Raw genomic sequence first — 24,146 nt, forward strand, 5'->3', positions numbered from 1 at the left:
GGGGGGCGGGGGGGGGGGGGGGGGGGGCGCGCGCCCCCGCCCCCCCCCCCCGGGGGGGGGGCGGCCCCCCGCCCCCCCCCCCCCCCCCCCCCCCCCCCCCCCCCCCCCCCGCGCGGCCCCCGGGGGGGGGCCGGCCGCGCGGCGGGCACGCGGCGGGTCACTTCACCGGCATCGCCAGGTACTGGTACTCCAGGAACTCGTCGATCCCCACCCGGCCGCCCTCACGGCCCAGCCCCGACTGCTTGATGCCGCCGAAGGGTGCGGCCGGGTTGGACACGAGCCCCGTGTTGAGGCCGACCATGCCGACCTCCAGGCGTTCGCTGACCCTCAGCGACCGGTCCAGGCCCGCGGTGAAGACGTAGCCGACGAGCCCCCACGGGGTGTCGTTCGCCACCCGGATCACCTCGTCCTCGTCGTCGAAGGTGAGGATCGCCGCCACCGGCCCGAAGATCTCGGTGTCCATCAGCCGGCTGCCCGGGTCCACGCCGGCCAGCACGGTCGGCGGGTAGAAGCGGCCGGGCCCATCCGGAGTGGCGCCGCCGACCAGCACCCGGGCGCCTCGTCCGACGGCGTCGGCGACCAGTTCCTCGACCTTGGCGCGGCCCGCGTCGTCGATCAACGGGCCCACGTCCACGCCGTCCCGGGTGCCGGGTCCCACGACGAGCGCCCCCATGCGTTCGGCGAGCCGCACCGCGAACTCGTCCGCCACGGAGCTGTGCACGAAGAAGCGGTTGGCTGCGGTGCACGCCTCGCCCATGTTGCGCATCTTGGCGATCATCGCGCCGTCCACGGCGGCGTCGAGGTCGGCGTCGTCGAAGACGATGAACGGCGCGTTGCCGCCCAGCTCCATCGAGGCGCGTACGACGGTGTCCGCGCACTGGGCGAGCAGGATCCGCCCGACCTGCGTGGAGCCGGTGAAGGACAGCTTGCGGATGCGGCCGCCCCTCAGGAGCGGCTCGACGACCTTGTCGGCCCGTGACGTGGTGACGACGTTCAGCACACCGTCCGGCAACCCCGCCTCCCGGAGGATCCCGGCCAGCGCGAGGCTGGTCAGCGGGGTCTGCGGGGCCGGCTTGAACACCATCGTGCAGCCCGCCGCGACCGCGGGCCCGATCTTGCGGGTGCCCATGGCCAGCGGGAAGTTCCACGGGGTGATCAGCAGACAGGGGCCGACGGGGCGGCGCGTCAGCAGCATCCGGTTGCGGCCGTCGGGCAGCACGCCGTAGCCGCCGCCGTCGATGCGGACCGCCTCCTCGGAGAACCAGCGGAAGAACTCGGCCGCGTACGCCACTTCGCCGCGGGCCTCGGCCAGCGGCTTGCCCATCTCGGAGGTCATCAGCAGGGCGAGTTCGTCGGTGCGGGAGAGGATGATCTCGTAGGCGCGGCGCAGGATCTCACTGCGTGAGCGGGGCGCCGTCCGGGCCCACTCCTCCTGTGCCGCGACGGCGGCTTCCTCGGCGAGCCGGGCGTCCTCGGGCCCTGCGTCGGCGACCTGGCAGAGGATCTCGCCGGTCGCTGGGTCGTCCACCGGCATCGTGGCGCCGGCTTCGGCGTCCAGCCACTTGCCGCCGATGAACAGCTGCTTGGGTACGTCGTTCAGGATGCTCACGGTGTGTCTCCAGGCTGGTCGGCACGGGCGGGGGCGGCGGGGTCGAGCAGTTCCGCGAGATGCACGGCGCGGGTTCCCCGGCCGCCCGCGAGCTGGTCGAGGTGGTCGATCTGGGTGGCACAGCTGAAGCCGTCGGCCACCACGGTCGGTCTGCCGTCGGCCGCCGCCGCGTCGAGGTGCGGTCGGAGCGACAGGTCGGCGACGGCCATCGAGGTGTCGTAGTGCTGTTCCTCGAAGCCGAAGTTCCCGGCGAGTCCGCAGCAGCCCTCCGCCTCGGTCACCTCGTCCACCCCGAGGCGGGTCAGCAGATCGCGGGGGCGGCGGCTGCCGAAGGTCGCGTACTCGTGGCAGTGGGTCTGCAGCAGCACCGACTCCGGTAGCGGGGGCGGGCTCCAGTCGGGTGCGGCGAGGTCGGTCAACGCGCCGGTCAGGGTGTGGACCCGGGCCGCGACCCGCCGGGCGGCGTCGGTGCCGAGCAGTTCGGGCACATCGCGTTTGAGCGCGGCGGCGCAGCTGGGCTCGGCCACGACGATCGGCAGCTCGCTGTCGGGTCCGCCGTCGAGCCGGGCCACGGTACGGGCCATGACCCGCCGCGCCACGGACAGTTGGCCGGTGCTGACCCAGGTCAGCCCACAGCACAGACCCTCCCGCGCGGTGCTGGGTATCCCGGCGTCGGCGAGCACGCGTGCGGTGGCCCCTGCCACCTGGGGGCGGAAGGCGCGCGTGAAGCTGTCGACGAAGAGCAGTGCGGTCGGCTCGTCGGTGGCTGACGTGCGCAGGGCGGACCGCAGCGAGCGCCGGGAGGCGAAGGCGGGGATCGTACGTTTCCTGGTGACGCCGCCCACCCGCGCGAGCAGCCTGCCGACGGGCCCGCGGAGCAGCGCGTTCAGGGGCCTCGCGACCCGGGCGGCCAGGGCAGAGGTGAACGGCAGCCACCCAAGTGAGTAGTGGGAGCGGGGCCGGATCCGCCCCCGGTAGTGCTGGTGCAGGAACTCCGCCTTGTACGTGGCCATGTCGACGCCCACCGGGCAGTCGGTGGAGCACGCCTTGCAGGACAGGCACAGGTCGAGGGCGTCGCGGACGTCCGTCGAGCGCCAGCCGTCGTGGACGGTCTCGCCGCGCAGCATTTCCTGGAGGGCTCGTGCCCGGCCCCGGGTGGAGTCGTTCTCGTCGCCCGTGGCGCGGTAGCTGGGGCACATCACGCCGCCCGCCGACGCGTCGGAGCGACAGCGGCCGATGCCGACACAGCGGCGGGCGGCGCCCGCGAAGCCGTCCTCGTCGTGCGGGAAGGTGAAGAGCGTCGGTCGGCCGTCCGGTACCGGCGGGCCGTGCAGGGCCAGGTCGGCATCGAGCGCGGCCGGTGTCACGATGACGCCCGGGTTCAGCAGGCCTTCCGGGTCGAAGGCGCGCTTGAACGCGGCGAACGCCCGGATCATCCGGTCGCTGTACATGACCTCCAGAAGTTCACCGCGCGCCCGGCCGTCGCCGTGTTCGCCCGAGAGCGTGCCGCCGTGCCGGACCACCAGGGCGGCGGCCTCCTGGAGGAAGCGGCGGGCGGCGGCCCGGCCGGTGTCCGTGGCGAAGTCGAAGTCGACGCGGACGTGGACGCAGCCCGCGCCGAAGTGCCCGTACAGCACGCCGGTCAGTTCGTGCGCGGCCAGCAGCGCGCGGAAGTCCCGCAGGTAGTCGGCCAGGTCCTCCGGGGCGACGGCCGCGTCCTCCCAGCCGGGCCAGGACTCCCCGCCGTCCAGCAGGCGGGCGGCCAGGCCGGCGCCGTCCTCGCGGACCCGCCACAGGGACCGCCGCTCCCCCGGGCTCGCCACCAGCCGCCCGTCGACCATCCGTCCCCGAGCCTTGAGAGTGTCCAGGAGTTCGGCCGCGCGGGCGGTGACCAACTCCTCCTCGTCGCCGTCGAGTTCGACGTACAGCCAGGCCCGTCCGCCGGGCAGTCCGGTGACGGAGTCCGTTCCCCGGCGGGCACGCATGGTCGCGACGATGGCCTCGTCCATGCCCTCCACGGCGGTGGGCGACCAGCGCAGGATCTCCGGTACGTCCTCGGCGGCGTCCACGACGTCGTCGTAGCCGAGGGCCAGCAGGGCCGAGGCGGGAGCCGTCGCCACCAGGCGGACGGTCGCGGCGACGACGACCGCACAGGTGCCCTCGGTGCCGACCAGGGCGCGGGCCATGTCGAAGCCGTGCTCGGGCAGCAGGTGCTGGAGCTGGTAGCCGGAGACCTGGCGCGGGATGCGGCCGAGTTCGGTCCGGATGAGTGCGCGGTGCTCCGCGACCAACTTCCGTACCTCGTCCGCGATTTGGGCGACGCGCTCGACGGACGCGGTGTCCGCGGGATCGGCCGCGCGCAGCCCGGTGCGGTCGGCGATCGCGTGGACTCCGTCGGCGGTGACGATCTCCAGCGACTCGATGTGGCGGCCTGTCCGCCCGTGACGTACGGACCGGTTGCCGCAGGCGTCGTTGCCGATCATGCCGCCGAGCGTGCACCGGCTGTGCGATGACGGGTCGGGGCCGAAGGTGAGCCCGTGCCGCCCTGCGGCTGTGCGCAGTTCGTCGAGCACGACTCCGGCCTCGACCTTGGCGATTCCGGCCACGGGATCGATGTCCAGCACGCGGTTCAGGTGGCGGGAGAAGTCCAGGACGGCACCCGGGCCGATCGCGTTGCCCGCCATGCTGGTGCCGCCGCCGCGTGCCGTGACGGGGATGCCCAGTTCCCGGCAGGCGTTCAGTACGGCGGTGACGTCGGCGGCGGAGCGGGGGAAGGCCACGGCCCGTGGCGGCACCCGGTAGTTGGAGGCGTCGTACGCGTAGGCGGCGGTCCGGCCGCCGGTGTCGAGCCGCATCCCGGGGGCGGTCCCGGCGAGCAGTCGCGACAGCGCCTCGGTGCCGTCGGGTGCCGCCGAGCCGGGCCCGCGAGGCGGCAGCGTCGCCGCCTCGTGGCCCGTGCGAGGGTCCGGACCAGCGGTCACGGCGCCGAGGTTCCGGTCTCCACGGCGGCGGACCAGGCTCGCAGCCCGTCGTCGATCGCCGTCTCGTCGACGACGAGCGCCGGGATCATCCTTACGACCTGGTTCCAGGCTCCGCACAGCAGCAGGAGCAACCCCTCGTCCACCGCGGCCCGTTGCACACGTGCCGCCGTCGCGGAGTCGGGCTGCCCGTCCTCGGTCACGAACTCGGTGCCGAGCATCAGGCCGAGCCCTCGTACGTCCCCGATGCCGGGGGTGTTCGCGGCGACCGTCTCAAGACCGGCCCGCAGCCGAGCACCCATCGCCTCGGCGTTCTCGACGAGCTTCTCGTCGCGTACGACGTCGAGCGTGGCGCAGGCCGCGGCGCAGGCGACGGCGTTGGCGCCGTAGGTGCCGCCCTGCGAGCCCGGCCAGGCCTTCTGCATCAGTTCCTCGGAGGCGGCGATGCCCGACAGCGGGAAGCCGCTGGCCAGGCCCTTGGCGGTGACCAGGATGTCCGGGGTGACGCCGAAGTGGTCGTGGCCCCAGAACCGGCCGGTGCGGCCCACTCCCGTCTGCACCTCGTCCAGGATCAGCAGGAAGCCGTGGCGGTCCGCCCGCTCACGCAGCCCTTCGAGGAAAGCCTGGTTCGCGGGCACGTACCCGCCCTCACCGAGGACCGGCTCGACGATGACGGCGGCCGTGTCGTCGGGCGAGGAGATCGTCTGGAGCGTGTAGTCGAGTTCCTGGAGGGCGAAGCGGGTGGCGGTCTCCTCGTCCCAGCCGTACCGGAAGGTCGTCGGGAAGGGGGTGACGACCACCCCGCTCATCAGCGGCGAGAAGCCGGAGCGGAAGCGGGTGCCGGAGGTGGTCATGGAAGCGGCGGCCACGGTCCGGCCGTGGAAGCCTCCGTGGCAGACCAGGACGTTCGGCCGGCCGGTGGCCTGTCGGGCCAGGCGCAGTGCGGCCTCCACGGCCTCGCTGCCGGAGTTCATGAAGAACAGACTGTCCAGCCCGGCAGGCAGCACCTCGCCGAGCCTGTCGACCAGCTGCCGCAGCGGCTGGTGCATGACCGTCGTGTACTGGCCGTGGATGAGCGTGCCGACCTGCTCCTGGGCGGCGGCCACGACCCTGGGGTGACAGTGGCCGGTGCTGGTGACACCGATGCCGGCGGTGAAGTCGAGATAGCGGCGGCCGTCCTCCCCGTACAGGTGGACGCCCTCGCCCCGGACCGCCACCACGGGCGTGGCCTGGCGAAGGTGCGGCGACAGTGTGGTCATGTTCGTCTCCCGGCGCTGTGTCGGATGTCGCTCGGTCGGATGTCGCTCGGTCGTTTCTCGCTCGGCGTCTTCAGCATTTCCAGGGAGCCGGACCGCCACAACGTCTGATCTGTCCGCTCCGGGCACGGCATTTGGACGATGTGTCAACCTCCCGGGGCCGGGCACGTCGTCAACGACCCGGTCAACAGCCGCCGGACCGGCCTTGCGCAGGTGGCGGGTGCTTGTCAGGGTGGCCGGGCACGTATGGAGGCACCGTGAGTGAGAAACACCGGACGGCCGGAGCGCGGCGCGGGTACGAGCCGAAGGCCGTGACGGGCCCGGAGGCGGTGACGGGCCGTTCCCTCACCGTGGGTGACGTGCTGGGGCTTCCCGTGCTGGCCGCGGGGCAGCCCCGGGTGGTCGCCGGCGAGTCCGGTCTCGACCGGCGGGTCCAGTGGGTGCACATCACCGAGCTGACGGATCCCGCTTCGTTCCTGAAGGGCGGGGAGCTCGTCCTCACCACCGGTATGCCGCTGCCGGAGCAGCCCGCCGAGGTGCGGCGGTACGTGGACGAGCTCGCCGACATCGGTGCGGCGGCGCTCGTGATCGAACTGGTCCGCCGGTACCACCGTCCGCCCGAGGCGCTGGTGCGGGCCTGCCGGAGCCGCGGTCTGCCGCTCGTCACCCTCTCCGAGGACGTCAACTTCCTTGAGGTCACCCAGGTCGTCCACGCGCTCATCGTCGGCAACCAGATGCAGGCGATGCGCAGGACCCAGCAGATCCACGAGGCGTTCACCGCGCTGACGCTGCGCGGCGCCTCCCCGGAGGAGGTGGTCCGGGCGGCGGCGGAGACGAGCGGCCACACCGTCGTGCTGGAGAACCTGGTCCACCACGCGGTGATCTGCGAACCCTCGGGCCATACCGTCGAGGAGGCGCTCTCCGGGTGGGAGCGGCGTTCCCGGGCGACGCCTGCCCGCGACCACACGGAGGTGCTCGGTCCCGAACACTGGCTCGTGGCACCGGTGGAGTACCGCGGCGAGCCGTGGGGCCGCGTCGTCATGCTCCCCGCCCCGGCCCGTACCCCCCGTACCCCGTCGTTCGGCCCCGAGGACGTGGCCGTGCTGGAACGGACGGCGATGACCCTGACCATCGCCCGTCTCATCCACGCCACGACCTGGGAGCGGAGCGCGCACCGCAACACGCTGCGGGACATAGCCGAGCAGCGCCACCGCTCCCCCGACGAGGCCCGGGCCCGCGCCGCCGCGCTGGGTCTGCCCACCGAGGAGTGCCACTTCCTCGCCGTCCTGATCGACACTCGCACCCACCCGGGCGGCGAGGAGCTGGAAACCCGGCTGGCCGAGGACCTGCGGACGGTGACCGTGCCCGCCCTCGTGGGCGAACTGGCCCCAGGGCGCGTGGGCGTGCTGCTGTCCCTGCGCCCCTCGGGGTCCTGGCGACCCACGGTCGAACAGCTCGGCCGCACCGCGCTGAACCTGGACGCGGGCGCCGTCGTGAGCGTCGGCTCCGAGGTCACCGACCTCTCCCGCGCGGCCCGCTCCTTCCGCGAGGCGACACGAGTCGCGGAGGCGGCCCTGCCGCACTCCTCGGACAAGCCCTTCCACGAGCTGTCCGACATCGGTCTGCGGCACCTCCTGTACGCGCTGCGCCAGGACCCACGTGTGCAGAGCTTCGCCGAGCGGCAGCTCGCCCAGCTCATCGACCACGACAGCCGGCACGGCACCAGCCTGCTGACGACGCTGCGCCACTACCTGGACGCCGCCGGCAACAAGACCACCGCCGCACGCCGGGGCGAGCTGTCCCGGCAGACGCTCTACCAACGGCTGCACACCATCGAGCGGATGCTCGACCTGGACCTCGAGTCCGGTGAGCGCCGGACCGAACTGCATGTGGCCCTCATCGCGCTCGACGTGTCCCGGCTGGGCTGACGCCCCTTCAGGCGACCGCCGCGGCGCCCCGCTCTTCCCCCTCTCCATGGATCGGCTCTCGGTGGATCGGCGCGTCCGAGCCGGTCAGCGGGACGCCCGTGCCGCCCCGCCGGGCCGCGACGATCTCCGCCGCGATGGACAGGGCCGTCTCCTCGGGCGTACGGGCTCCCAGGTCGAGCCCGATCGGCGAGCTGAGCCGGGCCAACTCCCCTTCCGTCAGGCCCACTTCACGCAGCCGACGTTCGCGGTCGTTGTGCGTGCGGCGCGAGCCCATCGCGCCGACGAACGCGACCGGCATCCGCAGAGCCTCCTTCAGCAGGGGCACGTCGAACTTGGCGTCGTGGGTGAGTACGCACAGGACCGTGCGGGAGTCGGTCGTGGTGCGCCGGAGGTAGCGGTGCGGCCAGTCGACGACGATGTCGTCGGCGTCGGGGAAGCGGGCCCGGGTGGCGAAGACGGGTCGGGCGTCGCAGACGGTCACGTGGTAGCCGAGGAACTTGCCGACCCGGACCAGCGCGGACGCGAAGTCGATCGCACCGAAGACGATCATGCGGGGCGGCGGGACGCGCGTCTCGACGAGCAGCGTGATGCCACCAGGACAGTGCGATCCTCCCCCGGACTCCGTCCGGGGGGACCCCCATCTCGTCGCGCTCGCCGAGAGCTCGATCGTTCCCGTGCTGCCGTTGTCCAGCATGGCGCCGGCCTGCGCCGCCGCCGTCCGGTCCAGCTCGGGGTGTCCGCCGAGCCCTCCCTCGTACGACCCGTCGGGCCGTACGAGCAGGGCCCGGCCCAGGAGTTCGGCCGGGCCCCGGGCGACCCGGGCGAGGGCGGTCGGCTCGCCCTGGGCCGAGGCCGACAGCGCCGACCGGAACACCGTCCGGGCGGGCGCCGTCGCGCGCACCGGTGTGACGAGGATGTCGATGATCCCGCCGCAGGTCAGGCCGACGGCGAAGGCGTCCTCGTCGCTGTAGCCGAACCGCTCCAGCACGGTCTCGCCGTCTGCCAACGCCTGTTGGCAGAGGTCGTACACCGCTCCTTCCACGCAGCCGCCGGACACCGAGCCGATGACCGTTCCCTCGCTGTCGACCGCGAGTGCGGCGCCGGGGCCGCGCGGGGCGCTGCCGCCGACGGCCACGACGGTGGCGACGGCGAAGTCCCGGCCCTCCTCCGCCCAGCTGTGCAGCTCCTCGCTGATGTCAAGCATCCACGCCCGCCATGAGGACACGGTCGGGACGGATGGGCAGGTTCCGGTGGCGTACGCCGGTCGCGTGCCAGACCGCGTTGGCGACGGCGGCGGCCGCGCCCACGATGCCGACCTCGCCGATGCCCTTGATCCCGACGGGGTCGTCCGGGTCGGGGTCGTCCACCCAGTCCGCCTCGATGTGCGGTACGTCGGCGTGCGCGGCTACGTGGTAGCCGGCGAGGTCGGCGCCGTAGTGGCCGCCGGTACGGTGGTCGCGTACCGCCTCCTCGTGCAGGGCCATCGAGATGCCCCACGTCATTCCGCCGACCAACTGGTTGCGGGCGGTGAGGGGGTTGACGATCCGGCCCGCCGCGAAGACGCCGAGCATGCGGCGCACCCGTACCTCGCCGGTGGTGACGTCCACGGCCACCTCGGCGAACTGGGCTCCGAAGGAGTGGCGTTCCTTGGGAGCGAGGGCGCCGATGGCCTCGGTCGTGTTCGAGCGCGCCGTGATCCCTTCCGGTGGAATGCCGTCGGTGAGGGCGAGTTGCTCCCGCAGGTCGCCGGCCGCGGCGGTGATCGCCCAGGCCCAGGAACGGGTGCCCGCCGAGCCTCCCGCGATCATCGCCGGTCCGAGGTCGCTGTCGCCGAGGCGCACCTGGATTTGGTCCGGTGTCACCTCCAGGGCGTCGGCCGCGATCAGAGTGAGCGCGGTCCGGGCTCCGGTGCCGATGTCCGCCGCGTTGATCCGCACGGTGAAGGTTCCGTCCGCCTCCGCCGTGATCGCCCCCGTGGACGGCATGGCCATCGCGCCGAAAGAGGCGGCCGCCGTGCCGGTGCCGAGCAGCCAGCGCCCTTCGCGGCGCAGTCCGGGCCGCGGATCGCGGTCCGCCCAGCCGAACCTGCCCGCGCCCGTCCGGAAGCAGGCGAGGAGGTTGCGGCTGCTGAACGGCAGCCCGGACACGGGGCCCAGCTCGGGTTCGTTGCGTACGCGCAGTTCGATGGGGTCGAGGCCGCACTTCTCGGCGAGTTCGTCGAGCGCCGACTCGATTGCGAACGACCCCGGCGCCTCGCCCGGCGCGCGCATCCAGGTCGGGGTGGGCACGTCGAGCCGTACGACCCGGTTGGCCGTGTGGTGGGCGTCCGCGTCGTACATCACCCGTGCCACGCCGGCGCTGGGCTCGACGAACTCGTGCACGGTCGAGGTGAGGCTCAGCGAGCTGTGGTCCAGCGCGCGCAGCCGCCCGTCGGCGTCGGCGCCGAGCCTGACCTGCTGTGTGGTGGGGCTGCGGTAGCCGGCCAGCGAGAACATCTGACGGCGGGTCATGACGACCCGGACCGGGCGCTGCAGGACGGTCGCGGCCATCACGGCGGCCACCTGGTGCGGGCGGACGCCCTTGCTGCCGAAGCCGCCGCCGACGTGTTCGGACCGCACCCACACCGAGGCCGGGTCCAGCGAGAACAGGTTCGCCAGTTCGCCCGCGACCCAGGTCGTGCCCTGATTGGAGTCGACGACCTCGAGCCGGCCGCCGTCCCAGCGGGCCGTCGCCGCGTGGGGCTCCATCGAGTTGTGGTGTTCCTCCGGAGTGGTGTACTCCTCGTCCACCACGAAGGCTGACGCCGCGAGTTCGGCCTCCAGTTCGCCCTTCGCCACCACACCCGGCATATGGCCCTCCGCCGCGTACGCGTCCGGGTGTCCCGCGTAGAAGTCGACGTCGTGCGGTTCTTGCTCGTAGTGCACCACGAGTGCTTCGGCGGCTTCCCGGGCCTGCTCGGAGGTGTCGGCTACGACCAGGGCGACCGGCCAGCCCATGTGCGGCACCCGGTCGTGCTGGAAGACGGCGACGGTCGGGTCCGGCGCGGTCCCGAGCAGGCCCGGGTAGTCGGTCTCGACCCGTGGGGCGTTCTCGTGGTGCAGGACGGCGAGCACGCCGGGCATCCCGAGAACGGGCGCGGTGTCCACCGAGTGGACTCGGCCCCGGGCGACGGTCGACAACACCAGCCAGCCGTGGGCGAGTTCGGCGAAGGGGATCTCTCCGGCGTAACGGGCCGCTCCGGTGACCTTGTCGCGGCCCTCCACACGGGTGTGCGCGGTGCCGACTGCTCCCTTCACCGCCCTGGTGCCGGTCGTGACGGTGGTCATCGGGTGGCCTCCTCGGCGAGTCGGGTCAGCTCGGCCACCACGAGGTTGCGCATCAGGGTCACCTTGTATCCGTTGTGCGGCAGCGGCCGGGCGGCCGCGAGTTCGGCGTCCGCGGCGGCGGCGAAGGCCTCGGCGTCGGCCGGTCCACCTGCCAGTACGCGTTCGGCGGCGCGGGCCCGCCACGGCCGGGACGCGACCGCTCCGAAGGCCAGGCGCACATCGCGTACGACGCCGTCCTGGACGTCGAGCGCGGCGGCGATCGAGCCGATCGCGAAGGCGTACGAGGCGCGCTCGCGCACCTTGCGGTAGCGGGAGTTGGCGGCGACCGGGGCGGGCGGCAGCGTGACATGCGTGATCAGCGCGCCCGGCGGCAGATCCGTCTCGCGGTGCGGAGTGTCTCCCACGGGCAGGTAGAGCCAGCTGAGCGGCACTTCCCCCGGTCCGTCGGCCGTTTCGTACGACACGACCGCGTCGAAGGCGGTCAGCGCCACGCCCATGTCGGAAGGGTGGGTCGCGACGCAGCGGTCGGAGGCGCCGAGGATCGCGTGGTTGTGGTGCTCGCCCTCGATGGCGGGGCAACCACTGCCCGGGACACGCTTGTTGCAGGGCTTGGTCACGTCGGCGAAGTAGCCGCAGCGGGTGCGCTGGAGCAGGTTTCCGCCGACGGTGGCCATGTTGCGCAGCTGCCCGGAGGCGCCGGCCAGCACGGCCTGTGTCAACGCCGGGTAGCGGCGCCGGACTTCGGGGTGCGCGGCGAGGTCGCTGTTGGTGACGGTCGCTCCGATGCGCAGGCTGCCGTCTCGCATCAACTCGATGGTGTCCAGCGGCAGTTCGCGGACGTCCACGAGCCGTGCGGGCCGCTCGACGCCGGTCTTCATCAGGTCGACGAGGTTGGTGCCGCCGCCCAGAAAACGGGCGTCGGGATCGGCGTCGAGCAGCGCGACCGCGCCGGAGACGTCGAACACCCTCTGGTAGCCGAACTCCTTCATGCCGCCGCCTCCTCGGTCCGCGGAAGGTCCGCGGACGTCACGGCCTGCGTCTCGGCGGCCCCACGGGCGACGGCCTCGACGATCGAGACGTACGCGCCGCAGCGGCACAGATTGCCGCTCATCCGCTCACGGATCTCGTCGGCGCTCAGCGGTGGTGGTCCGGCTTCTGGCCGGACGTCGTCGGTGACGGCGCTCGGCCAGCCGGCCGCGTGCTCCTCGATCACCGCTATCGCCGAACAGATCTGGCCGGGCGTGCAGTAGCCGCACTGGTAGCCGTCCAGATCGAGGAACGCCTGCTGCACCGGGTGGAGTCGGTCGCCGGCGGCCATGCCTTCGATGGTGGTGATCTCACGCCCCTCGGCCGCCACGGCGAGCTGCAGACAGGACACGGCCCGACGGCCGTCGAGCAGGACGGTGCAGGCACCGCACTGCCCCTGGTCGCAGCCCTTCTTGGTGCCGGTCATATCCAGACGCTCCCGCAGGGCGTCGAGCAGGGTGGTGCGGTGGTCGACGGAGAGCGTGCGTTTCTCGCCGTTGATGTTCAGACTTATGGCGCTGTGCGTCGAGGGGGTGGCTGGGGCCATGATCAGCCTTCTTTCGCGTTCCCGGAGGGCGTCCGAGGGACGGTCCGGCGGGCAGAAGAGTCAGAGAGGGAATGCTGGTGACACCGGTCACGGGCGTACACACGGGCCGTGCCCAGCGCTAGAGTGGACTCAACCGGACAGTTGTCCGCTCACAGGAAACGTAACGGACAGTTGTCCGGTTGAGCAAGGTCGGGATTCGGACACGGACCCGCGAGGAGGACGAGTGCAGCCGAAGAAGGACGGACCCCAGCGCTCGGACGCGCAGCGGAATCGCGAACGCATCCTGAAAGTGGCCCTGGTCGAGCTGACGAACTCCGCGGACACCCCGCTCAGCGTGATCGCCAAGAAGGCGTGCGTCGGGCAGGGCACGTTCTACCGGAACTTCCCCAACCGGGAGACCCTCGTCCTCGAGATCTACCGCCACGAGATGCAGCAGGTCGCCGACAGCGCGGCCCAGCTGCTCGAGACGCGGGAACCCGAACAGGCACTGCGCGAGTGGATGGACCGACTCGCCGAGTTCGGCATGGCCAAGGCCGGCATCGCGACCGCGATCCAGCAGGCGACGAGCGGCCCGGGGAACCTGGCCAAACCGGGGCACGCCCCGGTCTCCGCCGCGGCCGAACTCCTCCTCCGCGCCAACGAGAAGGCCGGCACCATCCGCCCCGGCGTCACGGCGGACGACTTCACCCTCGCCATCGGCGGCCTCTGGCTGATGGATCCCGCCGGCGACTGGCGGCCACGCGCCACCCGGCTGCTGGACCTGATCATGGACGGGCTGCGCGTGGGAGCGCCCGGACCGGGCACCCCCGGCCGCTGAGCGGCGCAGTTCGGCCACCGCGAGCGAGCGCGCCACCCGCTCGACCGATGCCACTGGCGATGCCGCTGACGATGCCGCTGACATGATCAAAAAGGCGACGGTTTAGCATATGAGCGCCGCCTAGCTCGAAAGATAAACCTGTGACTGTCAATGACGACTCGTTCACCAACTGGAAGACCCGCGAGGAGATCGCGGAGTCGATGATCCCGCTCATCGGGAAGCTGCACCGGGAGCGGGACGTCACGATCCTGCTGCACAGCCGCTCCCTGGTGAACAAGTCGGTGGTCAGCATCCTCAAGACCCACCGATTCGCCCGGCAGATAGCCGGCGAGGAGCTCTCGGTCACCGAGACGCTGCCGTTCCTGGAGACCCTCACCGAGCTCGATCTCGGGCCTTCGCAGATCGACCTCGGCATGCTCGCCGCGACGTACAAGGCCGACCACCGCGGTCTGTCGGTGCGCGAGTTCACCGCCGAGTCCGTCGCCGGCGCCACGGGCGCCAACAAGATCGACCGCCGCGAGCCGCGCGACGTCGTCCTCTACGGCTTCGGCCGTATCGGCCGCCTCGTCGCCCGTCTGCTCATCGAGAAGACCGGCTCCGGAAACGGTCTGCGCCTGCGCGCGGTCGTCGTGCGTCGGGGTGGCGAGCGCGCCATCGACGATCTCGTGAAGCGCGCCTCGCTACTGCGCCGCGACTCGATCCACGGCCAGTTCCAGGGCACGATCACCGTCGACGAGGCGAACAGCACGATCATCGCCAACGGCAACGAGATCAAGGTGATCTACGCGGGCGACCCGTCGGAGGTCGACTACACGGCGTACGGCATCAGGAACGCCATCCTGATCGACAACACCGGCAAGTGGCGCGACCGCGAGGGCCTGTCGGGGCACCTGCGTCCCGGTATCGACAAGGTCGTCCTGACCGCGCCCGGCAAGGGCGATGTCCCGAACATCGTGCACGGCGTCAACCACGACACGATCAAGCCGGACGAGCAGATCCTGTCCTGCGCCTCCTGCACCACCAACGCGATCGTCCCGCCGCTGAAGGCGATGGCGGACGAGTACGGCGTGGTGCGCGGCCACGTGGAGACGGTCCACTCGTTCACCAACGACCAGAACCTGCTGGACAATTACCACAAGGCCGACCGCCGCGGCCGCTCCGCGCCGCTCAACATGGTCATCACCGAGACGGGTGCCGCCTCCGCCGTCGCCAAGGCGCTGCCCGACCTCAAGGCGCCGATCACGGGCAGCTCGATCCGTGTGCCCGTGCCGGACGTCTCGATCGCGATCCTCAGCCTGCGGCTCGGGCGCGAGACCACCCGCGACGAGGTCCTCGACTACCTCCGCAATGTGTCGCTGACCTCGCCGCTCAAGCGCCAGATCGACTTCACCAGCGCCCCGGACGCGGTCTCCAACGACTTCATCGGCTCGCGCCACGCCTCGATCGTCGACGCCGGCGCCACCAAGGTCGACGGCGACAACGCGATCCTCTACCTCTGGTACGACAACGAGTTCGGCTACTCCTGCCAGGTCATCCGGGTCGTCCAGCACGTCTCCGGTGTCGAGTATCCGACCTACCCGGCCCCGGCGGTCTGATCCCGCGGCACTGCCCGTCCCGGCCGCCCCGCCTCGGTGTGCGGGTCGGCCGGGACGTTCGTGTCGTGGCCCTGAGACTTCCCGGACCGCACCTTGCGCAGCAGCTCACGCGGCGACAGGCCACCCATGAAGCACCACACCGCGATGACCGGGTCGCAGATGGCGCAGCCCAGCGACGAGTCGTGGGCGAAGGGGATGATGGGGTTCCCCTTGACCTGGTGCCCCACGCGGTGTGCAGCAGCCAGCCGACACCGATGAAGGTCCACGAATCGAGACCGCGGTACGCGACACAGGTCACGACCGCCGTGAACGCGAACTCCCAGCCGCCCATCCCGCCGCCGCTGAGGTACGCGGCACCCGCCCCCGCGACCATCACGGCGTTGAAGCGCCGCCGGTGCGGTTCCTCTCCAGTGCCTCATACAGATCTGGAGGGGGATTCCCATGCGAAAGAACCCTGTCATAGCCGTGTCCTTCACAGCCGGTGCGCTGGCGGTTCTCGTTGCCGCCCCGGCCCAGGCGGCCGAGTACACATCGGCGTTGAAGGTCCGGGGTGTCCAGTACGACGCACCCGGCAGCGACTCCAACAGATGCACCACCGGCAACACGCACCTGGAATACCTGACCATCAAGAACTACTCGTCCTCGGCGACCGTCAATCTCAAGGGCTATGTCGTCAAGGACAAGACCGGCAACCGTTTCGCCTTCACCGCGAATCACTATCTCCAGCCCGGTGACTATGTGAAGTTGCGCGGCGGCAACGGCAACGACTCCGATGCCAACAACGTCGTCTACCGCGACAACTGCAACTTCATGTGGAACAACGACGCCGACACCATCTACCTCTACAAGCCCGCCGGCAGCCCTGCGGACGTGCACAGCTACACGAAGACCAACAACGACCGGGACCGTAACGGCTACATCGGCTACCACGGCTGACAGCACGCGGTTCGTCGGGCGCCGGGCCGACCCGGTGTCCGGCGAACAGGTGCATCCGCTACGAGGGGACCGGCTCGTTCAACTCACGTTCGGCGACCGCACGGAAGCCGTTCGGCGGGCGGCCGGTGAGAAGTCGGACGGTGCCGGTGGTGCGGTCCTCGGCTCCGTCGGCGATGGCGCGGTCAGGATGGCGCCGTCCGCACGGATGCTGTCGGCATGGGCGTGCGCGCCGGTGAAGTTCTGCATGAACCGAGAGGGCCGCAGCACCGCCCACTCCTCGAACAGGCCGGGCAGCGCCCGATGCACCATTCCCACCGCCGGGCCGCCCTCGGGTATCGCCGAGGAACTGAGGAGCACCGCGCGGCGCACCCCGGCGACGCGGGCCCGCCGCAGAAAGCCCGGCACTCCGCCGCTTGACCGCGTACCCGCCGTGCTCGACGCACTCCTCTGCTTCAAGTTCGACAACCGCCATCTCGCCCTGGCCCTGGAGGCGACCGGCAGCGACAGCCCCTACCAGGCGGAGCACTACGAGCGATGGCACAGCCTGCTCCGGTCGGCACTGGATGAGATTCCCGGCCGCGCCAACGCCGACTTCACCGCCCACGCACTGCTCGCGAGCGTCCGAGCCGACCTCGTCGAGCACCTGGCCGGTCAGAAGGGCGTGCCTCGGGAAGACATGCGGAAGCAGCTGGCGAGCTTCGTCGCCGAGGTCCTCGGCACGGGGCCGGACGAGGCGCGGTAGACGGTCGCACACACAAGTGAGGAGCCGACCGGGTTTCCCCGGTCGGCTCCTCGATGCCGTTACTGCGCCGTTACTGCGAGACGGCGTTACCTCGTTGTGGCGTTACCTCATGGTGGCGCTACCGCGTCACGTCTGCCTGCTGTTGATACGGCGGAGCAGTACGAACCCTGCGAGCAGGAGCAGCGCTCCGGCCGCGGCCGGCCACAACTGCGTCCCGGTGTCGGCGAGTCCGCCCGACGTCGCCTGCGGTTCGAGCACCGAGGCGCCCGACGGTTCGGGGCCCGGCACGGCGCCGCCGAGGTCGTTGTCGTCGCCGCCCGTCGCCGCGGCCTCGTCGCTCTGAACGGCCGACGGGGACGTTTCGGTCTTCGGCACCGCTTCGCCATTGCCCTTGTCCTCGCCGTCGGCGGGGTTGGGGGCCTGGGTGCTGTCGGCGGAAGGCTTCTGCGTGTTCTCGGCGCCGTTGTCGGCGGGCTCGTCGTCCTGGTTGTTCCCACCGGACGGTGCGGTGGCCGTGGGCGACGGGGTGTCCTCGCCACCGCCACCGTTGCCGTTCTCGCCGCCGTTGCCGTTCCCATTGCCGTTGTCCGCGGGGTCGTCGTCCCCGTTGTTCCCGCCGGGCGGGTTCTCGGGCGTCGGCGACGGGGAGTTGCCCGGCTCCTCGCCCCCGCCGCCACCGCCACCGTCACCCGCACCGTCGGCGGCGTCGCACTTCCGGCCTCCGTTGATGCAGTCCACCATCTCCCCCATCAGGTCCTCGTCGAAGACGTTGATGAAGTCGCCGTGGTCGGTGACCGGCTTGTGCAGCTGCTCCGGGAACGAGTCGACCGCGAACAGCGGAGTGGTGCGGCCGCCGTCGTTCAGGCTGGGCGCGTCGATGTCGTAGACGATCCGCTGGACGAGCTGCGGGATGGCCTTGAAGCCGTTCCCGCAGACGCCGTTGGCGTCGGCGAAGGCCACGTGGGTGCGGTGGTTGGCGCTGTCGATGTTGTTGCCGTCCCAGCAGCTCTGGAACTTGAAGGTGCGGACCACGTCACTGCCCTGCGGGCAGAGCGGGTACTTGTCCTTCAGCTGCCGGTCCTCGAACCCGGTGCAGCTCCATGAGGCGTTGGCGTTGGCGGTGCCGTTGACGAACGCCTTCGCGTCACCGGTGATGATGCGCAGCAGCTTCGGCATCTCGGTGACCTTGCTCTGCGGGTTGCCCACGAAGGTCATGGTCACCTGCTTGGGCGTGACGATCTCACCGGCGTTGCCCTCGATGCCGCCGCCGGGAGAACCCGCGTCCTGCTCCTGGGCGCCGTTCTGCAGACGGATCACGGGCCAGAAGTACGAGGACTTGTCGCCCTGGTTCTCGCAGGACGTATCGGCGTTGGCCAGGTCCTGGTCACTCGCGAAGGCGTTGTTGCCCTGGTTGCCGACGTAGTCGTGGAAGTGGTGGGCGCCGTTGGTGACACCGGGGGCCACGATCACGTTGTCGGAGTTGAAGAGGCCGTTCTCGTTCACACCGCAGGCGGTGCTGAAGGTGCCGCGGGAGGCGTTGCCCTGCTTGCGCGGGCTCTGCACGTTGGGCTGGACCGACTTGATGTCCACGAAGTCGGCGGCCACAGGGCCGTTGCCGGCCTGGCCGCCGTTGCCGCCCTGCTGATCGCCCTGCTCGCCGCCCTGACCCTGGCCGTTGTCCTGGTTCTGGCCGTTGTCCTGGCCTTCGCCCTGGTTCTGACCGTCCTGGCCCTGGCCGTCCTGGTTCTCGCCGCCCTGCTGGCCTTCGCCGCCCTGGTCGCCGTTCTGCCCGTCGCCGCCCTGCTCGCCCTGGTTGCCCGAGGCGCGAAGTATGCAGGCCGCGAAGGGCTCAAGGCCCTGCGGACGGTCCCCCACCCGGTCGACGGCAATCGCGATCCGCTCGATGGTCGCGGCTCGCTTCTCCTTCAGCGGGTTCATGATCGAGTTCTCGGCGAAGGCACCGTCCTGCTGGATGGCCTGCGTCGACTGCTGCAACCGCTGGTAGGCCTCGGCGATCTGCTTGTCGAGGAGGGCGAGTTCCTTATCGACCTCCACCTTCGCCTCGTCCGGCACCGCCGTCAGCTGACTGCCCACATCCGGGCAGTCGATCGTGGCGGCTCCCGAGGCCAGGACCTGACCGGCCTGGCTCTGACCGCTCTCGGAGGCCGTCGCGTAGACGTTCGCCGCTACCAGCCCACCTCCACCCAGCATCAGCGCGACCGCTCCAATGGTCGCGCGTCGTGCGCCTGTTGGGCGTCTGCGCGTGTTGCGTCCCAAGGATCTACTCCTACGCTTCTGTTGCCGGAGCCGGCATGGCAATCCCCTGCCCTATACGGAGGGGAGGCCCCGAGTGTTCAAACGTCCCGCGGATTCATAGAAACCTCTCATGAACCAGCCCACCCGAGGGCGCCATACGGCTTCTTGCTCCTCGTCCGCGTACGTCCTCCTCGTCCGGCAGGTGTACACGGCCGGACAATGTGACGGAGAGATACGGGCGACTCCGAAGTGACGAGGACCTTACCCCAGAGAGCGGCGGCGGGCGCGCGTCGCGTCTGCGCCGCCTCCATCGCCACGCAGCGGGCACCGACCCGGAAACGCCTTGCGGCGCCCGGGCAGACAGGCCTGCCGGGCGCCGCGAAGTCATGGTGTTGATGAGGGCGTACCACCGCGTATGTACTGGTGGCGGCCGGAGTTCAGCTGGAGCGATCCAGCTACTGCCGGTAACCAGGGGCGGCCGGCCCGCTGTCGGTCACCGGCCCGAAACGCCGACGGTCACCAGCGCACGGGAAGTTCGCGGGCACCCCTGATCAACAGCCCCCGCATCCACGGCAGCTCGGTCTCGTCGGCGTCCAGCCTCAGGTCCGGGCAGCGTTCCAGGAGGGTGCGGATCGCGATGCGGCCCTCCAGCCGGGCCAGCGGGGCGCCCAGGCAGTAGTGCAGGCCATGCCCGAAGGCGATGTGGCCGCGGGAGTCCCGGCGGATGTCGAACCGGTCGGCCTGCTGGAAGCGCTCCGGATCACGGCCGGCGCCGGCCATGGCGATCAGGACGGTGGAGCCGGCGGGGATGGTCACCCCGCCCATCTCCACGTCCTCCAGCGCCAGCCGGTCCGTGCAGTTCTCCACCGGGCCGTCGTAGCGGAGCATTTCCTCGATCGCGCCTTCGAGCAGCCCGAAGTCGGCGCGCAGATCGGCCAGTTGGCCAGGATGTGCGAACAGGGCCCGCATGCCGTTGCCGATCAGGTTGACCGTGGTCTCGTGGCCGGCGATGAGCAACAGCACGCACATGCCGATGAGTTCGTCGGGCGAGAGCCGGTCGCCGCCCTCGTCCACGGTGTGGATCATCGCGCTCAGCAGGTCCTGCCCGGGGTGGCTCCGCTTGGCCGCGACCAGTTCGGCGAGGTACGCCGGCATCTCCTGGTAGGCGCGCGCCTCCGCCTCCGGACTCGTACGGGCGACCATCTCGTTGGACCAGGCACGGAAGGCGTCCCGGTCGAGCGCGGGCACGCCGAGCAGTTCACAGATGACGGTCATGGGCAGCGGAAAGGCGAAGGAGGCCACCAGGTCCGCCTGCCGTTCCTCCCCCGTGAGCATCGCGTCCAGCAGTTCGTCTGCGATCTGCTGGACGCGAGGGGCCAGGGCGTCGATACGACGTGCGGTGAACTCCCTCGCCACCAGCCGCCGTAGCCGGGTGTGGTCCGGCGGGTCCGACATCAGCATGTGGGCGAGCGCCGGCTGGTCCTGCTCCGTGTTGACGATCTGGCCGATGTTGCCGGACTTGCGCCAGTCCCGGCTGAGCCGGGGGTCGGTGAAGGCGGTACGGCACGCGTCGTAACCGACGACGAACCACACCTCCTCGCCGTCGGTGTCGAGGACCCGGTGCACGGGTCCGGCCGCGCGGAGTTCGGCGTAGACGGGATAGGGGTCGCGGGTGAAGTCCCCTCCGAGTTGCTGCAGATCGACAACAGGCCCTGCTGACATGCTGTTTCCCCCTGATGATCGGTTGACAGCACGCTAACCGGCACTCGGCACGGGACCAACGGTTCTTTCGGCCAGCCGCGTCCCGCCGGAGGACCGGCATGGACTCCGCCGTCCCGTCACTGCCGGAGCGGTTCGGCGGACGGTGGAACGGGCGACTGATAGCCGCCGCTGGCCAGCATCCGCACCTCCCCCGCCGGGCTGATCTCGGCGCGGAGAATGCCGGTGGGATCGCAGTAGACCGGGTTTCCGCCCGGTCCCAGGGTGTCGGTCCGTTCGACGACCACCTTGTCCGTGGTCGCACCGACGCCCGACCCTCCATGGGTGAAGGTCAGCCGGTACCGGTCAGGGGTATGCATGACGACCTCCCACGCTTCAGGCATAAATCAGCGCAAAACGGAACCCCTCCCATGATGCGGCGAGATCGCGCCGACGGCAGCATCGGAGGGCCCGGAAACACCGGCACGGAGCCGTGGCCACTTGCGCCGCCCCGCATACCCGAGCCGCCCCTTCCGCCATTGGTCTGGGCCACTGGGCCCGGGCGGTCGCCCCTCCCGGGGTATGACCCTCTCGCCTCATGGCGCCCGGCAGTGTAGACATGGGCGTATGGTCCGACTCTTGGGTCGATCCTGGGCTCGGTCGACCCCCCGCCTCAAAGGCCTGCGTGCGCGGCGCAGGCGTGACCGCCCTCGCCGAGCGCATGCGCGGCGGGCACGACAGACGCCGCGCCATCCAGTCGATCCCCGGGGGGCCCACGACGACGGGCACGGGTCCTCGGCGGGGCCCCGGTCCGGGCTGGGCGGGCGCAGTCTCGCGGGCCAGGTGTTCGTCCTGCAAGTGGTGATCGTGCTGCTGCTGGTCGTGGCCGCGGTGGTGGCCCTGGTGCTGCAGGTGCGGCACGACAGCACCCAGGAGGCCACGAACCGTTCCCTGGCCGTCGCCGAGACGTTCGCCAATGCTCCCGGCACCCGCGACGCCCTGAGTTCCTCCGATCCCACCGCGGTGCTCCAGCCGCGGGCCGAGGCCGCCCGTGAGCGGTCCAAGGTGGACTTCGTCGTGGTGATGAACACCGACGGGGTCCGCTACACCCATCCCAAGCCCGACCGGATCGGCAAGAAGTTCGTCGGGACCCTCGAACCGGCGCTGGAGGGCCGCTCCTTCACCGAGGAGATCACGGGAACCATCGGGCCGCTGGTGCAGGCCGTGGTTCCCGTCAAGGCGGACGACGGCAAGGTCGTGGGCCTGGTGTCGGCGGGCATCACCACCGAGAACGTCGGCGGTGTCGCGGACCGGCAGCTCCCGCTCCTGCTGACCGCCGCGGCCGCGGCACTCGCCCTGGCCCTGGGCGGGACGGCGCTGGTGAGCAGACGGCTGCTGCGCCAGACACACGGGCTCGGTCCGTTCGAGATGACCCGGATGTACGAGCACCACGACGCGGTGCTGCACGCGGTCCGGGAAGGAGTGATCATCGCCAGCGGCGAGGGGCGGCTGCTGCTCGCCAACGACGAGGCGCACCGGCTGCTGGATCTTCCCCGGGACGCCGAGGGACGGCATGTGCTCGAACTCGGCCTCGACACGGACACGGCCGGTCTGCTGGCCTCCGGGCGCGTGGCGACGGACGAGGTGCACCTGGTCGGCGACCGGCTCCTGGCGATCAACCAGCGGCCCACGGACCTCAAGGGCGGCCCGGCCGGCAGCGTCGCGACACTCCGCGACTCGACCGAGCTGCGTGCCCTGTCCGGCAAGGCCGAAGTGGCCCGGGAGCATCTCAAGCTCCTGTACGACGCCGGGGTGGGCATCGGTACGGGCCTGGACGTGACCCGTACCGCCGAGGAGCTGGCGGAGGTGGCGGTACCGCGTTTCGCGGACTACGTCACCGTGGACCTGGCCGACGCCGTGCTGAGCGGCCAGGAGCCGGAGGCGGGCACCGATCTGCGCCGTACGGCGTTCAGCGGTATCCGCAAGGACGCTCCCCTCTATCCGGTGGGCGAGCGGATCAGGTTCGTCGCGTCCACGCCGCAGGCCCGCAGCATCGGCACCGGCCGGGCCGTGGTCGAGCCCAGCCTGCGGGAGGCTCCGGGGTGGCTCGCGCAGGATCTGGAGCGCACCGCGCAGGTCGTGGAGTACGGGATCCACTCGCTGATCATCGTTCCGGTGCGGGTGGGGCACCTGGTGATGGGCGTGGTCAACTTCTGGCGCTCGGAGAAGCCCGAGCCGTTCGACGAGGAGGAGCTGGCCCTCGCCGAGGAGCTGGTCGCCCGTGCCGCGGTCTCCATCGACAACGCGCGCCGCTACACGCGCGAGCACACCATGGCCGTGACGCTGCAGCGCAGTCTGCTGCCGCGCAATCTGCCCGAGCAGAGCGCCCTGGACATCGCCTACCGCTACCTGCCCGCGCAGGCCGGGGTGGGCGGCGACTGGTTCGACGTACTGCCGCTGTCCGGCGCCCGGGTCGCGCTCGTCGTGGGCGATGTCGTCGGCCACGGGCTGCACGCCGCGGCGACGATGGGGCGGCTGCGGACCGCCGTGCACAACTTCTCCGCGCTCGATCTACAGCCCGACGAGCTGCTCGGACTCCTCGACGAGCTGGTCGGCCGCATCGACCAGGACGAGGCGGCGGAGGACAGCGGTGCCGCGATCACCGGCGCCACCTGTCTGTACGCCGTCTACGACCCGACCTCCCGGAAGTGCGCCGTCGCCCGGGCGGGCCATCCACCGCCTGCCGTCGTCGGCCCCGACGGCACCGTGGAGTTCCCCGAGGTGCCCGCGGGCCCGCCGCTCGGTCTTGGCGGCCTCCCGTTCGAGACGGCCGAACTCGAGCTGGAGGAGGGCAGCCGTCTGGTTCTCTACACGGACGGGCTCGTCGAGGACCGGGATCGGGACATCGACGTCGGCCTGGAGCTGCTGCGCACCGCGCTGGCCGGCGCCGACCGGTCGCCCGAGGACACCTGCCAGGGCGTCCTCAACGCCCTCCTTCCCGACCGGCCCAGTGACGACATCGCCCTGATCGTCGCCGGCACCCGTGCCCTCGGAGCCGACCGCATCGCCGAATGGCAGGTGCCGTCCGACCCGGCCGCCGTCGGCGAGGTGCGCGCGTCGGTGACCCGGCAGCTGGCGGAGTGGGGGCTGGACGAACTGGCCTTCGCCACGGAGCTGATGCTCAGCGAGCTGGTCACCAACGCGATCAGGTACGGCACGGGCCCCATCCAGGTCCGTATGCTGCGCGACCGCAGCCTGATCTGCGAGGTGTTCGACGGCAGCAACACATCACCGCACCTGCGGTACGCGGCCAGCACGGACGAGGGTGGACGCGGACTGTTCCTCGTCGCCCAACTCGCCGAACGCTGGGGCACCCGCTACGCGCCCGCCGGAAAGGTCATCTGGACCGAACAGCCGCTGCCCTGAGGCCCA

The 24,146-nt window shown here is 71.3% G+C and carries 16 protein-coding genes and 1 pseudogene; 6 read left to right on the forward strand and 11 right to left on the reverse strand.

All coding sequences use genetic code 11. The features are described from left to right. Window positions 1–157: 157 nt before the first annotated feature. The 3 genes from ACIBEI_RS00005 to ACIBEI_RS00015 all read right to left on the reverse strand — a co-directional run bounded on the left by ACIBEI_RS00005 (window position 158) and on the right by ACIBEI_RS00015 (window position 5,846). Complete coding sequence (locus ACIBEI_RS00005; protein ID WP_398885005.1) at window positions 158–1,600, reverse strand: NAD-dependent succinate-semialdehyde dehydrogenase; 1,443 nt, start codon at window positions 1,598–1,600, stop codon at window positions 158–160. Window positions 1,601–1,605: 5 nt separating this feature from the next. Further along, complete coding sequence (locus ACIBEI_RS00010; protein WP_398885007.1) at window positions 1,606–4,464, reverse strand: FAD-binding and (Fe-S)-binding domain-containing protein; 2,859 nt, start codon at window positions 4,462–4,464, stop codon at window positions 1,606–1,608. A gap of 122 nt (window positions 4,465–4,586) precedes the next feature. Beyond that, window positions 4,587–5,846, reverse strand: coding sequence for an aspartate aminotransferase family protein (locus tag ACIBEI_RS00015; RefSeq protein WP_398883431.1), 1,260 nt, complete (start codon window positions 5,844–5,846; stop codon window positions 4,587–4,589). 308 nt (window positions 5,847–6,154) lie between these two features. Between ACIBEI_RS00015 and ACIBEI_RS00020 the strand changes: the two genes are divergently transcribed. After that, a complete protein-coding gene (locus ACIBEI_RS00020) occupies window positions 6,155–7,771 on the forward strand; it encodes a PucR family transcriptional regulator (RefSeq protein WP_398885009.1) in 1,617 nt (538 codons plus the stop codon). 7 nt (window positions 7,772–7,778) lie between these two features. Here ACIBEI_RS00020 and ACIBEI_RS00025 read toward each other — a convergent pair whose 3' ends face one another. The 4 genes from ACIBEI_RS00025 to ACIBEI_RS00040 are packed head-to-tail and all read right to left on the reverse strand — an operon-like array spanning window position 7,779 to window position 12,670. Continuing rightward, window positions 7,779–8,975, reverse strand: coding sequence for an XdhC family protein (locus tag ACIBEI_RS00025; RefSeq protein WP_398883433.1), 1,197 nt, complete (start codon window positions 8,973–8,975; stop codon window positions 7,779–7,781). Further along, on the reverse strand, window positions 8,968–11,097 hold the full coding sequence (locus tag ACIBEI_RS00030; RefSeq protein ID WP_398883435.1) for a xanthine dehydrogenase family protein molybdopterin-binding subunit: 2,130 nt from the start codon (window positions 11,095–11,097) through the stop codon (window positions 8,968–8,970). The genes ACIBEI_RS00025 and ACIBEI_RS00030 overlap by 8 nt, the downstream gene beginning before the upstream one ends. Next, window positions 11,094–12,086, reverse strand: a complete 993-nt coding sequence (locus ACIBEI_RS00035; protein ID WP_398883437.1) for an FAD binding domain-containing protein — start codon at window positions 12,084–12,086, stop codon at window positions 11,094–11,096. The genes ACIBEI_RS00030 and ACIBEI_RS00035 overlap by 4 nt, the downstream gene beginning before the upstream one ends. Next, complete coding sequence (locus ACIBEI_RS00040; protein WP_398883438.1) at window positions 12,083–12,670, reverse strand: (2Fe-2S)-binding protein; 588 nt, start codon at window positions 12,668–12,670, stop codon at window positions 12,083–12,085. Before ACIBEI_RS00040 ends, ACIBEI_RS00035 begins: the two co-directional genes overlap by 4 nt. A 223-nt stretch (window positions 12,671–12,893) precedes the next feature. Here ACIBEI_RS00040 and ACIBEI_RS00045 point away from each other — a divergent pair, with 223 nt between their 5' ends. After that, the gene (locus ACIBEI_RS00045) at window positions 12,894–13,487 is read left to right on the forward strand and encodes a TetR/AcrR family transcriptional regulator (protein WP_398883440.1); all 594 of its coding nucleotides are present in this window, start codon (window positions 12,894–12,896) and stop codon (window positions 13,485–13,487) included. A 140-nt stretch (window positions 13,488–13,627) separates the two neighbouring features. Further along, window positions 13,628–15,082 (forward strand): glyceraldehyde-3-phosphate dehydrogenase, encoded by a 1,455-nt coding sequence (locus tag ACIBEI_RS00050; RefSeq protein WP_398883441.1) that lies wholly within the window; start codon window positions 13,628–13,630, stop codon window positions 15,080–15,082. Here ACIBEI_RS00050 and ACIBEI_RS00055 read toward each other — a convergent pair. After that, window positions 15,061–15,485: pseudogene (locus ACIBEI_RS00055) on the reverse strand (DUF6010 family protein); the annotation flags it as partial. The gene ACIBEI_RS00050 and the pseudogene ACIBEI_RS00055 sit on opposite strands and share 22 nt — an antisense overlap. 38 nt (window positions 15,486–15,523) lie before the next feature. On the opposite strand from ACIBEI_RS00055, the gene ACIBEI_RS00060 reads away from it, so the two are divergent. Together ACIBEI_RS00060 and ACIBEI_RS00065 are read left to right on the forward strand one after the other, a co-directional pair. Beyond that, entirely contained in the window at window positions 15,524–16,018 is a 495-nt protein-coding gene (locus ACIBEI_RS00060; RefSeq protein ID WP_398883443.1) for a lamin tail domain-containing protein, read from the forward strand. Between the two features lie 34 nt (window positions 16,019–16,052). Next, complete coding sequence (locus ACIBEI_RS00065) at window positions 16,053–16,760, forward strand: hypothetical protein (protein WP_398883445.1); 708 nt, start codon at window positions 16,053–16,055, stop codon at window positions 16,758–16,760. Between the two features lie 126 nt (window positions 16,761–16,886). On the opposite strand, the gene ACIBEI_RS00070 is transcribed toward ACIBEI_RS00065, so the two are convergent. The 3 genes from ACIBEI_RS00070 to ACIBEI_RS00080 form a co-directional block, all read right to left on the reverse strand. Next, window positions 16,887–18,971, reverse strand: coding sequence for a DUF1996 domain-containing protein (locus tag ACIBEI_RS00070; protein ID WP_398885010.1), 2,085 nt, complete (start codon window positions 18,969–18,971; stop codon window positions 16,887–16,889). A 561-nt stretch (window positions 18,972–19,532) separates the two neighbouring features. Next, window positions 19,533–20,738, reverse strand: coding sequence for a cytochrome P450 (locus tag ACIBEI_RS00075; RefSeq protein WP_398883446.1), 1,206 nt, complete (start codon window positions 20,736–20,738; stop codon window positions 19,533–19,535). Between the two features lie 116 nt (window positions 20,739–20,854). Next, a complete protein-coding gene (locus ACIBEI_RS00080) occupies window positions 20,855–21,094 on the reverse strand; it encodes a DUF6296 family protein (RefSeq protein ID WP_398883448.1) in 240 nt (79 codons plus the stop codon). 247 nt (window positions 21,095–21,341) lie between these two features. Here ACIBEI_RS00080 and ACIBEI_RS00085 point away from each other — a divergent pair, with 247 nt between their 5' ends. Continuing rightward, window positions 21,342–24,140 carry a SpoIIE family protein phosphatase gene (locus ACIBEI_RS00085; protein ID WP_398883450.1) on the forward strand — a complete coding sequence of 933 codons (2,799 nt, stop codon included), beginning with the start codon at window positions 21,342–21,344 and terminating at the stop codon, window positions 24,138–24,140. The last annotated feature ends 6 nt before the right edge of the window (window positions 24,141–24,146 follow it).

Origin of the sequence: Streptomyces sp. NPDC050988, from assembly GCF_044456225.1 — a bacterium.
Taxonomy (GTDB): Bacteria; Actinomycetota; Actinomycetes; order Streptomycetales; family Streptomycetaceae; genus Streptomyces.

Excerpts from the sequence above, each read along its gene's own strand:
- ACIBEI_RS00035 (WP_398883437.1), bottom strand. The coding sequence starts at position 12,086 with ATGAAGGAGTTCGGCTACCAGAGGGTGTTCGACGTCTCCGGCGCGGTC.
- ACIBEI_RS00070 (WP_398885010.1), bottom strand. The coding sequence starts at position 18,971 with ATGCTGGGTGGAGGTGGGCTGGTAGCGGCGAACGTCTACGCGACGGCC.
- ACIBEI_RS00075 (WP_398883446.1), bottom strand. The coding sequence starts at position 20,738 with ATGTCAGCAGGGCCTGTTGTCGATCTGCAGCAACTCGGAGGGGACTTC.
- ACIBEI_RS00015 (WP_398883431.1), bottom strand. The coding sequence starts at position 5,846 with ATGACCACACTGTCGCCGCACCTTCGCCAGGCCACGCCCGTGGTGGCG.
- ACIBEI_RS00040 (WP_398883438.1), bottom strand. The coding sequence starts at position 12,670 with ATGGCCCCAGCCACCCCCTCGACGCACAGCGCCATAAGTCTGAACATC.
- ACIBEI_RS00080 (WP_398883448.1), bottom strand. The coding sequence starts at position 21,094 with ATGCATACCCCTGACCGGTACCGGCTGACCTTCACCCATGGAGGGTCG.
- ACIBEI_RS00085 (WP_398883450.1), top strand. The coding sequence starts at position 21,342 with ATGGTCCGACTCTTGGGTCGATCCTGGGCTCGGTCGACCCCCCGCCTC.
- ACIBEI_RS00060 (WP_398883443.1), top strand. The coding sequence starts at position 15,524 with ATGCGAAAGAACCCTGTCATAGCCGTGTCCTTCACAGCCGGTGCGCTG.
- ACIBEI_RS00030 (WP_398883435.1), bottom strand. The coding sequence starts at position 11,097 with ATGACCACCGTCACGACCGGCACCAGGGCGGTGAAGGGAGCAGTCGGC.
- ACIBEI_RS00025 (WP_398883433.1), bottom strand. The coding sequence starts at position 8,975 with ATGCTTGACATCAGCGAGGAGCTGCACAGCTGGGCGGAGGAGGGCCGG.
- ACIBEI_RS00010 (WP_398885007.1), bottom strand. The coding sequence starts at position 4,464 with ATGCGGCTCGACACCGGCGGCCGGACCGCCGCCTACGCGTACGACGCC.